The following is a 13,498-nucleotide window of genomic DNA, read 5'->3' on the forward strand; positions in this document are numbered from 1 at the left end:
GCCCCGGGGGCGATGCCATCCATGGTGCGTTTCAGCTGTGAATCAGCGGCGTAGCGCGCCGCCCGCGCCTGCGGGCGCCTCCTCGGCGGACGGGTCCGCCTTCAGGTGAATGACTCCGTAGTCGTAGCCGTGCCGCCGGTAGACGACACTCGGTGAGCCCGTGTCGGAGTCGATGAACAGATAAAAGTCGTGCCCGACCAGCTCCATCTCGTAGAGAGCCTGATCGAGCGCCATCGGCGCCGCGGCGTGCGTCTTCTCGCGCACCACCAACGGGCCGTCCCCCTGTACCTCGAGCGGCCCGATCCGGGTCGTCGGTACGGCGTTCTCCACGGCCGGTGCGGGCGCCGAGCCGTTCAGCTCGCCGGTCAGCGAGGCTGTGGCCTGGGCGACGCTGAGGGGCGTACGCCCTCCGCCGTGATGCACCCGGCGCTTGTCGGCCGCCTTGCGCAGCCGCGCCTCCAACTTGGCCACCGCGAGGTCGAGCGCGGCATACGGATCGGCCGCAGAGGCCTCGGCTCGCACCACGGGGCCGCGGGTGTTCAGTGTGATCTCCACCCGGTCGGAACGGTCCGACTGGCGGGGGTTGAGCTCTTTGGACACCTCGACGTCAAGGCTGATCACCTTGCCATCGAGCTTCTGGATCTTGTCCAGCTTCTCGGTCACGTGCTTACGGAACCGATCAGGCACGTCGGTCTTGCGGCCCTTGATGACGATGTCCACTCAGAACTCCGTTCCGGATCGCTCCGAACACGCGGAGCGCATCCCATTCGCTTAGGCCGGCCGGGCACCTGTCCCGTCCGGCGCTGCGTCAGCTGCTGCTTCTCCTGCCCCGGAATTCCCCGGAGCCACCGAAGCGGCCGCTTTCACCTCCTTCTCCCCCACCAGCAAGATCAACACCCCATGATGTTCACCTTGCCTCACAACCGAACATAGTCCTGAGGAGCGAAGGTCGGCATCCCCAGCATCGGTATACCTCCGTTCGGGTGAACGCCCGGCTGTACTAGCTGCAACGATGTCTTTCAGGCCAAAGTTCCGTTCCCACCGGCCCCGCGACGACCGCCGCACCGGCGATCCGGCCGCCCGCCGCCTCCACCGCCCGCGCCGCCGCGGCCAGCGACGCCCCGGTGGTCATCAGGTCGTCCACCAGCACCACAGGAGCCACCTCCAGCAGCCTGTGGCCACCGCTTGCGGCCACCACGGCACCCGACAGGTTCTCCAGCCGCTCGCGCCCGCTCAGCCGCGCCTGGTCTGCGACCGCCCGCCGCTGGCGCAGCACGGCGGCCACCCGCGCTCGCTGCCCCGACCGGCGCAGTTCCCCGGCCGCGCACCGTGCGATCCGCCGGGTCGCGTCGTGCCCCCGGGCCGCGACCGTCCGCCGCGCGGAGGGCACCGGCACCAGCAGCAACGGCCCCACTGCGCCCACCTTGAGCACCGCCCCGGCCAATGCCGCGCCCAGCGGCCGTGCCAGCCCCAGAGCGCCGCGTTCCTTGTGCGCGAGCACCACCGCCCGCACCTCGTCCGCGTAGGTCGCCGCGGCATGGACCACCGGCAGCCCGCCCGGCGCCGGATCCGGCCGCACCCGCCGCACGGCCGCCCCGTCCGTCGAGCCCAGCAGCTCTCCGCACGCACCGCACAGTGCCGTGCGCGGCCGGCCACATCCCGCGCAGTCGACCGGCAGGACCAGTCCGGTGAACTCCCGCCACCACGCCCGCATGGCCACCACTCTGCCCGCTGCGGGATCCCTTCACCAGACCCCCGCCCGGCCTGTGGATAACCCCGCGCGGGAGAACCGTGGCGGAGCCCGCACCGGATGCCCGCCAGGGCCCGGAACCCTCACCGGGCTCCGGACAAGGCCCTCACCAGGGGTGTCGTGCCGGACGTCAGCCCGGGTAGACCGGCCCGATGCCCTTCGCCGCGATCTGCTTCCAGTTCGCGTCCTGCGCCAACAGCCGGTAGATACCGCCCTTGTACGCCGCCAGCAGCGGCTTCGTCTGGTCCTCCGACGCCGCCACCGAGGCCGCGTCGCTGATGCCCGGCAGGGCGGGCGTGGACGGCAGTGAGCCGTCCGTGTTGATGTACTGGATCTGCTGCAGGCCACCCGATTCGGTCCCGACCACCAGCAGGCGGCTGCCGCCCGCCCAGGACGCGGCGGTGACGTCCTCCAGCTGCGGAGTCACGCCCTTCAGCGCCGTCACCGTGATCACGGGCACCTCCGCCGTCCCGCCCCGCTCGATCCGGCCGAGCTTCAGCGTCGTCCGGCCGCCCTTCTTCACCAGCATCGCGATCCGCGTCCCGTCCGGTGCGACGCGCAGCGACTGGATCCGCCCGTCGCCGAGATCCGGCACCGGCACCTCGTAGGGCTCGCCCGTACCGCCGCGCAGCATCAGCAGCCGGGACCGCGGGCCGTCACGGTCGGCCACCCACAGGTTGCCGTACCCGTCCCAGCTGGGCGCGCTCAGACCGTCGTTCGCGGCGTGCGCGGCGCTGGTGAACACCACCCGTCCGGGGTCGGCGGAGCTCTTGGCGATACTCGCGACGATCAGCTCGCGGCCGCCGGTCCTGACCCCGGCCGCGAACTGCTCGTCCCGCTGCACCGCGGCCGACACGAGCTTCGCGGTGGCGCCGCCGAGCACGCCCGGCACGGTCTCCGCCAGCGAACTGCTGTCGTCGGGCAGCGCGACGAGCTGCTGGTGGTCGTCGATGAAGAACTGCCGGGGCGAGACCCCGCTCAGCGTCTCCGGCAGATATGGCTTGGCCCGTTCGTCCGACAGGGTGCACGCCGAATCGCCGTTCGCGCGCTGCACCTCCACCGAAGTGATCTTCGTCGCCGACTGGCTCTGCGCCGTGGGCAGCAGTTGCGCCGCCAGCCGCTGGCACTGCGCCGCGTCCAGGCGGTCCGCCATCGAGTTCAGCCGCACCCGCAGATGCTGCGAGTCATCGAGGGAGACGCCGTGGTCCGCGTCCTTGTTGTAGAGCGCCACGCCCTTGGGCGCCGCGGAGCGCACCACGGGACCGAGCCAGTCGGTCGGGCCGCCGAGCATCGCCGAGACCGCCGACTCCAGCGAATTTATCCGCCGCCGCAGATACACCGGGTCGGCCACCAGCGTCGGCGCCCCCGCACTGGGTGTCCCGAGGTTGGCGAAGTAGTACATGTTGACGGAGTGGTAGATCCGCTGGAAGTCCGACTCGGTGAGCACCAGCCCGTTGTCGACCGAGTCGATCCGCCACTCGTTCTTCTCCTTCACCAGCTGGAAGGAGGTGTGGAACGTCGTGCCGTCACCCGAGGTGTAGGCGTGCTTCTCGTCCACCGCCGCGACCTGCGTACCGCTCAGCCCGAACGTGTGGAGGCCCTCCTTGCGCGCGGTCCCGGCCTGCTCCTCGACCGGCGACGGGCCGCCCGACAGGACCGTGATCTTCGCGAACGGGTCCCAGTGCTGGGCCATCGACGTCGTCAGGTACTCCTTGGCCGTCGCGTACTCGGCCTCGTCACTGGTGGTCGCCTCCAGGAACCCGCGCACGATCTGGTCGGGGTACTCGCCGGGCTGCGGCTTGATCCCGAGCACCTGCACCTGCTGGTCCGAATCGGCGCTCTGCTCCCCCGCGACCTTGTGCACCTCGCCGCTGCCCGGCATCGACGCGCATCCCGCGAGCAGCACCGCGCAGACCACCGGCAGCCACAGCCGGGCCTGCCGACCGCCCCACCCGGTCCGCCGCTCCCCCATCGCCCGCATCAGCGTTCGTCCTCCCGTGCAGAGTCTCCCGGGACACCCGGCTCGTGCCCCACCACCCGCGACCCGTTCCCGGGCAGCGCCGCGGGGTTCGCGGACGGCGGCCGCGCCGGTGCCGACGGCATCGGCGGCAGCGCGGGCGACAGCGGGGAGGTACGTGGCATCGGCGGGGCGTCCGGCCGCGGCGGCGCGCCGGAAGCGTTCAGGCCGCGATTGCGCCGGGAGTCCTCGGGCTCCAGCGCGATCGGTGAGCCGCGCAGGCTCTCGCCCGCGGTACGCGGCAGCGTCATGCGGAACTGCGAGCCGCCGCCGGGCTCGCCCCATGCCTGCAGCCACCCGCCGTGCAGCCGGGCGTCCTCCACCGCGATCGACAGGCCGAGGCCCGTTCCGCCGGTGGTACGGGCCCGCGCCGGATCGGCGCGCCAGAACCGGTTGAACACCCGGGTCGCCTCACCGGGCTTGAGTCCCACGCCGTAGTCCCGCACCGCGACCGCGACCGCCCCGTCGGCCGTCGCCAGCCGGACCACCACATCGCGGCCCTCACCGTGCTCCACGGCGTTGACCACGAGGTTGCGCAGGACGCGCTCGACCCGGCGCGGGTCGGCCTCCGCTATCACCGGCTGCTCGTCGCCCCTGATGATCACCCGGCTGCCCTTGCGTTCGGACAGCGGCTCGGCGGCGTCCACCACGCGCCGCACCACGTCGCGCAGGTCGATCGGTTCGGCGGACAGGTCCGCGGCGCCCGCGTCGAACCGGCTGATCTCCAGCAGGTCGGACAGCAGCCCCTCGAACCGGTCGAGCTGGCTGCCGAGCAGTTCCGCGGAGCGCGCGGTGACCGGGTCGAAGTCCTCACGGGCGTCATGGATGACGTCCGCGGCCATCCGGACGGTGGTGAGCGGGGTGCGCAGCTCGTGCGAGACGTCCGAGACGAAGCGGCGCTGCAGCCGGGACAACTCCTCCAGCTGCTGGATCTTGATCTGCAGGGTCTGCGCCATCTTGTTGAAGGACTCGCCGAGCCGCGCGATGTCGTCCTCGCCCGAGACCTTCATCCGCTCCTGGAGCCGGCCGGCGGCGAGCCGCTCGGAGATCCCGGCGGCCATCCTGACCGGGGTCACGACCTGGCGGGTGACCAGCCAGGCGATGGCCCCGAGCAGCACCACGACGAAGATCCCCGCGGTCGCCAGGGTGCGCTTGACCAGACCGAGGGTGGTCTCTTCCTGATCGAACGGGAAGACGTAGTAGAGCTGGTACGGCTTGCCGTTCACATCGCTGAGCCGCTTGCCGATGACCAGGGCGTTCTGCGGCTTGGAATCGTTCTCCCGCTTGATCGTCGCGTAGGTCTCGTGCGACCCGGAACGCGTCTCGACGCTGTCCCGCAGGTCCTGCGGAATACTGTCGTCCGGCAGCAGCAGGCCCGAGGTGCGCGGGCCGCGGGCATCGGCGCCGTCACCGGTCCCGGGGCTGAGCGCGACGACCGAGTAGACGCCCTTGCCGCCACTGGCGAGCTGGCCGACCAGGTTGGTCAGCCAGGTGCCGGAGTCGATCATTCCGCGGGTGGTCGCACCCCCCGCGACCGGAACGGCGTCCCGCTCCTTCTCCTTGTCGGCCTGCGCCTGCGCCACGGAGAAACCACCGCTCGCCTGGCCCCGCGACGCCTGTTCCTTCGCGTCGAGCAGACCGTTCTTCACCTGCCCGATGACGACCACACCCAGCAGCAGCACGACACCCAGCGACATCAGCAGCGTCACCGCCACCACGCGCAGCTGGATATTGCGCCGCCACAGCCGGACAGCGGGCAGCAACGGACGGCGTGCCCAGCGCACGCACGAGCGCAGCACCGGCAGCAGACCGCTCAGCGGGTCCGCATGCCGGCTCTCCAAGCGCTCACGCTCGTACGACGCCGACATGTCAGCCCGGACCGGCCTTGTAGCCGACGCCGCGGACGGTCACCACGATCTCGGGACGCTCGGGGTCCTGCTCGACCTTGGAGCGCAGCCGCTGGACGTGCACATTGACCAGCCGGGTGTCGGCCGCGTGCCGGTATCCCCACACCTGCTCCAGCAGCACCTCGCGGGTGAACACCTGCCAGGGCTTGCGGGCGAGCGCGACCAGCAGGTCGAACTCCAGCGGGGTCAGCGCGATCGGCTGGCCCTCCCGCTTGACGGAGTGCCCGGCCACATCGATGACGAGGTCACCGATCGCGAGCTGCTCGGGTGTCGGCTCCTCCGCCCGCCGCAACCGGGCCCGGACGCGTGCGACCAGCTCCTTCGGCTTGAACGGCTTGACGACGTAGTCGTCGGCGCCGGACTCCAGGCCCACCACGATGTCGACGGTGTCGCTCTTCGCGGTGAGCATGACGATAGGTACCCCGGACTCCGCACGGATCAGCCGGCATACATCGATGCCGTCCCGACCCGGGAGCATGAGGTCGAGGAGAACCAGATCAGGCTTGGTCTCCCGGAAAGCGGCAAGAGCCTTGTCACCGTCTGCTACGAACGACGGCTCAAAACCTTCACCACGCAGCACGATGCCGAGCATCTCGGACAGTGCGGTGTCGTCATCGACGACCAGGACTCGACCCTTCATTGCATCATCATCCCATTGTCGTAACCGTTTGATCGACCAGCGTGTTAATAGTCACCTCGTCCGCGGGCGTGTCTGCGCAGGTCAGCGGTCGGCCTGCGGTATCGCGCCCCGTTGAAAAATGGCGTATAGGTCACTCCGGTACTGCGCACAGACGCCAGTGCAGGATCTCGCCACTGACCGTGCAACCGTGCGCCAGAGCCCAGGGACAGGTTACGCAGCGCAAGCGGCCCACGGATCCGGCCGTCACTCCGCCCCGGGACCGCACATCACCCTGAGTGCGTCCGCCGTGACGGGTGAAACCACACCGCGCTCCGTGACGATGGCCGTGATCAGCTCCGGCGGCGTGACATCGAACGCGGGGTTGTACGCCTGGGCACCGAGCGGAGACCCCAGATCCGTCACCTCATGGCCCGGACGCTGCTCCACCTCGATCGCGGCCCCGTCCGGAGTCGCCAGGTCCACGGTCGTGCACGGTGCCACCACGATGAACGGGACGTTGTGGTAGCGGGCGAGCACCGCCAGCGGATAGCTGCCGATCTTGTTCGCCGTCGAACCGTCGGCGGCGATGCGGTCCGCGCCGATCAGCACCGCGTCGACCTCGCCCGCGGTGAAGAGCGAACCGGCCGCGTTGTCGGTGAGCACGGTGTACGGCATGCCGGTGCGGGCCGCCTCGTACGCCGTCAGCCGGGCGCCCTGGAGCAGCGGACGGGTCTCGTCGACCCACAGCCGGCGCAGCTCACCGGACCGGTGCACCGCCAGCACGACGGCGAGCGCCGTGCCCTCGCCGCCGGAGACCAGCGCCCCGGTGTTGCAGTGCGTCAGGATCCGATAGCCACCGCCCGGCGCCAGCTCCGCCAGCAGTTCGGCACCGCGGCGGGCCATGGACGCACTGGCCGCCGCGTCCTCGGCGTGCACCGCACGGGCCTCGGCGAGCACCGCCGCCGCTGCCGCGTCCAGGCCGCCGGGCAGCGCCGCCCGGTACACGTCCACCGCCCGGCGCACCCCGTACGCCAGATTGACGGCGGTCGGCCGGGCACCCGCGAGCAGGTCCGCCGCCTCGTCCACGTCATAGCCACGCGCCGCGGCGAGGGCCACTCCGTAGGCCCCGGCGATCCCCAGCAGCGGCGCACCCCGCACCGCGAGATCGCGGATCGCCCGCACCAGCGCCTGCACATCGGTGCAGACCAGCTCCACCTCCTCGGCCGGCAGCCGGGTCTGGTCGAGGAGCACCAGCACCGGTCCTTCCGGCGGCTCCTCCCAACGGAGCGCGGGAATCACATCGGCCGCCGGTATCGAGAACTGATCACCCATCCGCCCAGTCTGCCCTGCCGGGCCCCACCGGCGGCAGCCCATGGCACGATGGCCAGCACACTGAACGCAGGCGAAGGGGCAGCAGCAATGAACGACACTCCGGGCTGGGCATCGCCCGGATCCTCCGACTCCGACGAGCCGGAGCGCGGCGACAGTCCCCAGGCGCCGCCCCCACCCCCCGCTCCGCAGGACGCGGCTCCGAACTGGTCCAAGCAGCAGCCCCCGCCGGACCAGTGGTCCGCGCCGGCCGGCGGCGGCTGGGGCAGCCCGCCTCCGCCGCCCCCGCAGCCCGGCCCCGGCTGGGGCGGTGCCCCGGGCGGCTGGCAGTCGGCACCGTGGGGCCGGCCCCCGGCGGCCAAGCCCGGGGTGATCCCGCTCCGCCCGCTGGGCGTCGGTGAGATCCTCGACGGCGCGGTCTCCACCATGCGCGCCCACTGGCGGGTCGTGCTGGGCATCTCCCTGGCCGTCGCCCTGGTCACCCAGGCCGTACTCGTCGTCCTCCAGGGCCTGTTCCTGAACGAGAACTCGGACTTCAACCAGGTCCAGAAGGACCCGAACGCGACGTCCGGCGAGATCCTGCGCTCGGCCGGCGGCGCCCTCGCCGGTTCCGGCATCGCGGCCCTGATCAGCCTGCTCGCCATGATCTTCGCAACCGCGATGCTCACCATGGTCATCAGCCGCGCGGTACTGGGACGACCGGTCACCACCGGCGAGGCCTGGCGGGACTCCCGTCCCCAGCTGCTGCGCCTGCTCGGACTGACCCTGCTGCTCCCCCTGATCGCCCTGCTGATCATCGCGGCGGGCACCGTGCCGGGCATCGTGATCATCGCCCTGGGCGGCACCGGCGGCGGTATCGCCCTCGCCGTGATCGGCGGCCTCGCCGCCTCCGTCGTCGCGATCTGGCTGTCAGTCCGCTGGAGCCTCGCCTCTCCCACCCTCATGCTGGAGAAGCAGGGCGTCATCACGTCCATGAAGCGCTCCATGAAACTGGTCCGCGGCGCCTGGTGGCGGATCCTCGGCGTCCAGCTGCTCGCCTGGGTCCTGGTCACCATCGTCTCCATGATCATCCAGACTCCGTTCACCCTCATCGCCGGGGCCGTCAGCGGAGACGGCATGACCTCCTTCATGTCCGAGAACGCGAACCTCGGCTGGACCTTCCTCATCGTCACCGCCATCGGCGGCGTCATCGGCACTGCCATCACCCTCCCCATCAGCGCGGGCGTCACCGCCCTGCTCTACATGGACCAGCGCATCCGCCGCGAGGCCCTCGACATCGAACTGGCCCGCGCCGCAGGCCTCCCGGGCTACGGCGACACCCGGACCCCGGACCGCACCACTCCCGAGAGCTGACCCCAGGTGTCGGGGGACGCACCGGTCACCACCCCGCGCGACGCCGCCCGCGAAGCGGCCGAGCACGAGCTGTCCAAGGGGATCTACCACCAGCACGACCCGAGCCTGTTCCAGCGCGCCCTGGACTGGCTCTGGGAGAAGGTCGGTGACCTCCTGACCGTGGCCTCCGGCGCCACCCCTGGCGGCGGGGTGGGGCTGCTGGCCATCGTCCTCACCGTCGTCCTGCTGCTGGTCGCCCTGCGCTGGCGGCTCGGCAAGGTGCGCCAGGTCTCCACCGGCGGGCCCGGCCTGTTCGGCGACCGCACCCGCACCGCCGCGGAACACCGCACGGCCGCCGAGCAGCACGCCGCCGCCCGCAGATGGACCGAGGCGTCCCAGGAACGGATGCGCGCCCTCGTCCGCGCCCTGGAGGAACGGACCGTCCTGGACCCGCGTCCCGGCCGTACCGCCGACGAAGCCGCCGCGGACGCCGGCCGCGCGCTGCCCGGCCACGCCACCGAACTGGGCGACGCCGCCCGGCTCTTCGACGACCTCACCTACGGCGGCCGCACCGGCACCGAGCAGACGTACACGGTCCTGCGCGACCTCGACAGCCGGCTGCAACGCGCCAAACCCCAGTTCGCCGGCGCCGGGGACGCCCGCCCATGACCACTCCCCTCTCCGCGGCACCCGCCCCGCCGGCCACCTCTGCCGCCGATCCCGCCGACAACACGGGCGACACGTCGGTCTCCCCCACCGCCCGCCAGCTGTGGACCCGCTCGCGCGCCCTCCTGGCAGCCGCGCTCGCCGTCCTCATCTTCGGCATCGGCTATGCCGCGCTGCGCTCCGGCGAAAGCCATGGAGCACTGGACCCCCGCTCCGCCGACCCCGCGGGCAGCCGCGCCGTCGCCCAACTCCTCGCGGCCCAGGGCGTCACCACCACCGTCGTGACCACCACCAACGAAGCCACCGCCGCGCTCGGTACGGACACCACCCTGCTCGTGGCCGTCCCCGACCTGCTCACCCCACATCAGCAGTCCCTCCTCCACAGCGCCGCCGAACAGTCCGGCGGCCGTACCGTTCTCGTCTCCCCCGGCCCCTCCGCGGCCGAAGCGCTCGCCCCCGGCGTCCAGGCCCTCGCGCCCACCGCCACCCGGACCCTCGCCCCGCAGTGCTCGCTGCTCAGCGCCATCCGCGCGGGCGACGTCGAGCTCGGCGGCGTCGAGTACGCGACCTCCGTCCCCGGCGCCGACAGCTGCTACCTCAGCGGCGGCAACCCGACCCTGATCCGGCTGCCTGCCGCCGGAACCGGCGACACCGTCGTCCTCGGCTCCGCCGGCCTCCTCACCAACAACCGCCTCGACGAGCAGGGCAACGCCTCCCTCGCCCTCCAACTCCTCGGCGCCCACCCGAAACTGGTCTGGTACCTCCCCTCCCTCAGCGACACCTCCGCACTCGACGGCGAGCGCAAAAGCTTCTTCGACCTCATCCCCGACGGCTGGAGCTGGGGTCTCCTCCAGCTGCTGATCGCCGCCGTCATCACCGCCCTCTGGAGAGCCCGGCGGCTCGGCCCCGTCATCGCCGAACGACTCCCCGTGGCCGTGCACGCCTCCGAAACCACCGAAGGCCGCGCCCGCCTCTACCGCCGGGCCAACGCCCGGGCCAGGGCCGCCGAAGCACTGCGCCAGGCGACCCGCGACCGGCTCGCACCGATCGTCGGCATCTCCCCGGCCCCCGCCCCGGAGGCCCTTGTCGCAGCCGTCGCCGCCCTCCTCGGCAGCCCCGGCACCGGCGGCCCGGATCCCGACCCGGGCGCGCTGCTCTACGGCCCGCCCCCATCCGACGACGCGGCCCTGCTGCGTCTGGCCGACGACCTCGACGACCTCGAGCGCCGGATCACTTCCACAGAGAGGTACGCAACTCCGTGAGCGCCCCGACAGCCGACAGTGCCCGCACCTCACTCGAGGCCCTGCGCACCGAAATCGCCAAGGCCGTCGTCGGCCAGGACGCAGCAGTGACCGGCCTGGTGGTCGCACTGCTGTGCCGCGGCCATGTCCTCCTGGAAGGCGTCCCCGGAGTCGCCAAGACCCTCCTGGTCCGCGCCCTGGCAGCCTCGCTCCAACTGGAGACCAAGCGCGTCCAGTTCACGCCCGACCTCATGCCCGGCGACGTCACCGGTTCCCTCGTCTACGACGCCCGCACCGCCGAGTTCTCCTTCCAGCCCGGCCCGGTCTTCACCAACCTCCTGATCGCCGACGAAATCAACCGCACCCCGCCCAAGACCCAGGCCTCCCTCCTCGAAGCGATGGAGGAACGCCAGGTATCGGTCGACGGCACTCCGCGCCTCCTCCCCGACCCGTTCCTGGTCGCAGCCACCCAGAACCCGGTCGAGTACGAGGGCACCTATCCCCTCCCCGAAGCCCAACTCGACCGATTCCTGCTGAAGCTGATCCTTCCGCTGCCTTCGCGCGCCACCGAGATAGACGTCCTCACACGGCACGCGGAAGGCTTCAACCCCCGGGACCTCGCGGGCGCCGGACTGCGTCCCGTCGCGGGCCCCGACGACCTCGAAGCCGCCCGCGCCGCCGTCGCCAAGACGTCCGTCTCCCCCGAGATCACCGGCTACATCGTCGACCTCTGCCGGGCCACCCGAGAATCCCCCTCCTTCACCCTCGGAGTGTCACCGCGTGGTGCGACCGCCCTGCTGGCGACCTCGCGCGCCTGGGCCTGGCTCACCGGCCGGGACTACGTCACTCCCGACGACGTCAAGGCCCTCGCCCTGCCCACCCTCCGCCACCGGGTGCAACTCCGGCCCGAGGCCGAGATGGAGGGCGTGACGGCCGACTCGGTCATCACCGCGATCCTCGCCCACGTCCCCGTGCCCCGCTAGGCCGGCAGGAACAGCCCATGGCACTCACCGGACGCACCGCCCTTCTCGCCGCACTCGGCGCCCTCGCCGTCGGTGTGCTGCTCCCCGGCTGGAGCGGCATCCTCGCTGTCGAAGGCGTTCTTCTGCTCGGAATTCTGTGCGACCTCGCGCTCGCCGCGCCAGTACGAAAGCTCCATTTCACTCGAATCGGTGATACATCCGTTCGACTCGGTGAAACCGCGAACGTCACGCTGACCGTCACCAACCCCGGCCGCCGGCCGCTGCGCGCCCTGCTGCGCGACTCCTGGCCGCCCAGCAGCTGGCACCCGGGCACCGAAGTGGCCGCGTCCCGGCACCGGTTGGTGGTCCCACCGGGCGAGCGCCGCCGCGTCACGACCGTGCTGCACCCGACCCGCCGCGGCGACCGCCAAGCCGAACGTGTCATCGTGCGCTCGCACGGTCCGCTCGGCCTCGCCGCCCGCCAGGGCTCGCACAGCATCCCGTGGACCGTCCGCGTACTGCCGCCCTTCACCAGCCGCAAGCACCTGCCCTCCCGGCTGGCACGGCTCCGCGAACTCGACGGCCGCACCTCACTTCTGACCCGCGGTCAGGGCACCGAGTTCGACTCGCTGCGCGAGTACATCCCCGGCGACGACACCCGCTCGATCGACTGGCGCGCGAGTGCCCGCCGCACGACCGTCGCCGTACGCACCTGGCGGCCGGAACGCGACCGGCACATCCTCATCGTGCTCGACACCAGCCGCACCTCGGCGGGCCGGGTCGGCGACGCTCCCCGGCTCGACGCCGCCATGGATGCCGCGCTGCTGCTCGCCGTCCTCGCCGGCCGGGCCGGCGACCGCGTGGACCTCCTCGCCTACGACCGCCGCATCCGCGCCTCCGTCCAGGGCCGCAGCACCACCGACATGCTTCCGGCGCTCGTCAACGCGATGGCGCCGATCGAACCCGAACTGGTCGAGTCCGACGCCAGGGGCCTGGTCGCCGCGATCCTGCAGCGCGCCCCGCGCCGATCCCTCGTCGTCCTGCTCACGGGCCTCGACGCGGCCCCCATGGAGGAGGGCCTGCTTCCCGTCCTCCCCCAGCTCACCCACCGGCACGAAGTCCTCATCGCGTCCGTGGCCGACCCCCGCATCGAGGAAATGGCCCGGGGCCGCGGCACACTGGACGCCGTCTACGCGGCAGCAGCAGCCGAACAAGCGCGAGCCGAACGCCGCCGCACCGGCCAGCGCCTCTCCCGCCACGGCATCACCGTCGTCGACGCCCCACCCACGGACATCGCCCCCGCTCTGGCGGACGCGTACCTGGCCCTGAAGGCCGCCGGCCGCCTCTAGTGCTGGGACCGCTGAGGTTCGCCGGGGAGTACGGGTTCACCATCGCCGGCTGAGGGTGTACGGGACACTACGATCGGTTCGAGAAGGCGTCGTGGTGTGTTGATCGCGTGAGACAGGGGATCGTCATCAGAGGCGGCCGGATCGAATCCGGGGCCCGGCTCGATACTGCTGCCGGCAACACCGTTGGATCGGCACCGAGAACGCAAAGAAGCCCCCAGGCAATAGCCTGGGGGCTTCTTCTCAAAAATTGTTCGGCGGCGTCCTACTCTCCCACAGGGTCCCCCCTGCAGTACCATCGGCGCTGAAAGGCTTAGCTTCCGGGTTCG

The 13,498-nt window shown here is 71.7% G+C and carries 11 protein-coding genes and 1 rRNA gene; 5 read left to right on the forward strand and 7 right to left on the reverse strand.

The features are described from left to right. Window positions 1-42 precede the first annotated feature (42 nt). The 6 genes from hpf to mtnA form a co-directional block, all read right to left on the reverse strand. Window positions 43-720, reverse strand: a complete 678-nt coding sequence (gene hpf / locus O3W51_RS40525; protein ID WP_138358880.1) for a ribosome hibernation-promoting factor, HPF/YfiA family — start codon at window positions 718-720, stop codon at window positions 43-45. 280 nt (window positions 721-1,000) lie between these two features. Beyond that, window positions 1,001-1,714, reverse strand: a complete 714-nt coding sequence (locus tag O3W51_RS40530; protein ID WP_138358882.1) for a ComF family protein — start codon at window positions 1,712-1,714, stop codon at window positions 1,001-1,003. A 166-nt stretch (window positions 1,715-1,880) separates the two neighbouring features. Beyond that, window positions 1,881-3,731: an LpqB family beta-propeller domain-containing protein gene (locus O3W51_RS40535; protein WP_239070823.1), complete on the reverse strand. Its 1,851-nt coding sequence runs from the start codon at window positions 3,729-3,731 to the stop codon at window positions 1,881-1,883. Next, a complete protein-coding gene (gene mtrB, locus O3W51_RS40540; RefSeq protein WP_138358884.1) occupies window positions 3,731-5,635 on the reverse strand; it encodes an MtrAB system histidine kinase MtrB in 1,905 nt (634 codons plus the stop codon). The genes O3W51_RS40535 and mtrB overlap by 1 nt, the downstream gene beginning before the upstream one ends. 1 nt (window position 5,636) lies before the next feature. Continuing rightward, the gene (mtrA, locus tag O3W51_RS40545) at window positions 5,637-6,314 is read right to left on the reverse strand and encodes a two-component system response regulator MtrA (protein WP_138358886.1); all 678 of its coding nucleotides are present in this window, start codon (window positions 6,312-6,314) and stop codon (window positions 5,637-5,639) included. 243 nt (window positions 6,315-6,557) lie between these two features. Next, complete coding sequence (gene mtnA, locus O3W51_RS40550; protein ID WP_164298262.1) at window positions 6,558-7,625, reverse strand: S-methyl-5-thioribose-1-phosphate isomerase; 1,068 nt, start codon at window positions 7,623-7,625, stop codon at window positions 6,558-6,560. 87 nt (window positions 7,626-7,712) lie between these two features. Between mtnA and O3W51_RS40555 the strand changes: the two genes are divergently transcribed. Genes O3W51_RS40555 through O3W51_RS40575 form a run of 5 tightly spaced genes read left to right on the forward strand, consistent with a single transcriptional unit; the run spans window position 7,713 to window position 13,172 of the window. After that, complete coding sequence (locus tag O3W51_RS40555) at window positions 7,713-8,975, forward strand: DUF7544 domain-containing protein (RefSeq protein ID WP_138358890.1); 1,263 nt, start codon at window positions 7,713-7,715, stop codon at window positions 8,973-8,975. A 6-nt stretch (window positions 8,976-8,981) separates the two neighbouring features. Next, window positions 8,982-9,623 (forward strand): DUF4129 domain-containing protein, encoded by a 642-nt coding sequence (locus O3W51_RS40560; protein WP_138358892.1) that lies wholly within the window; start codon window positions 8,982-8,984, stop codon window positions 9,621-9,623. Beyond that, window positions 9,620-10,882, forward strand: coding sequence for a DUF4350 domain-containing protein (locus O3W51_RS40565; protein ID WP_138358894.1), 1,263 nt, complete (start codon window positions 9,620-9,622; stop codon window positions 10,880-10,882). The genes O3W51_RS40560 and O3W51_RS40565 overlap by 4 nt, the downstream gene beginning before the upstream one ends. Continuing rightward, window positions 10,879-11,844 (forward strand): AAA family ATPase, encoded by a 966-nt coding sequence (locus O3W51_RS40570; protein WP_138358896.1) that lies wholly within the window; start codon window positions 10,879-10,881, stop codon window positions 11,842-11,844. The genes O3W51_RS40565 and O3W51_RS40570 overlap by 4 nt, the downstream gene beginning before the upstream one ends. A 17-nt stretch (window positions 11,845-11,861) precedes the next feature. Further along, window positions 11,862-13,172, forward strand: a complete 1,311-nt coding sequence (locus O3W51_RS40575) for a DUF58 domain-containing protein (protein WP_138358898.1) — start codon at window positions 11,862-11,864, stop codon at window positions 13,170-13,172. Between the two features lie 249 nt (window positions 13,173-13,421). Here the strand turns inward: O3W51_RS40575 and rrf are convergent. Next, window positions 13,422-13,498, reverse strand: a 5S ribosomal RNA gene (rrf, locus tag O3W51_RS40580); the annotation flags it as partial.

The organism is Streptomyces sp. H39-C1 (genome assembly GCF_027158125.1).
GTDB classification, from domain to species: domain Bacteria; phylum Actinomycetota; class Actinomycetes; order Streptomycetales; family Streptomycetaceae; genus Actinacidiphila; species Actinacidiphila fildesensis.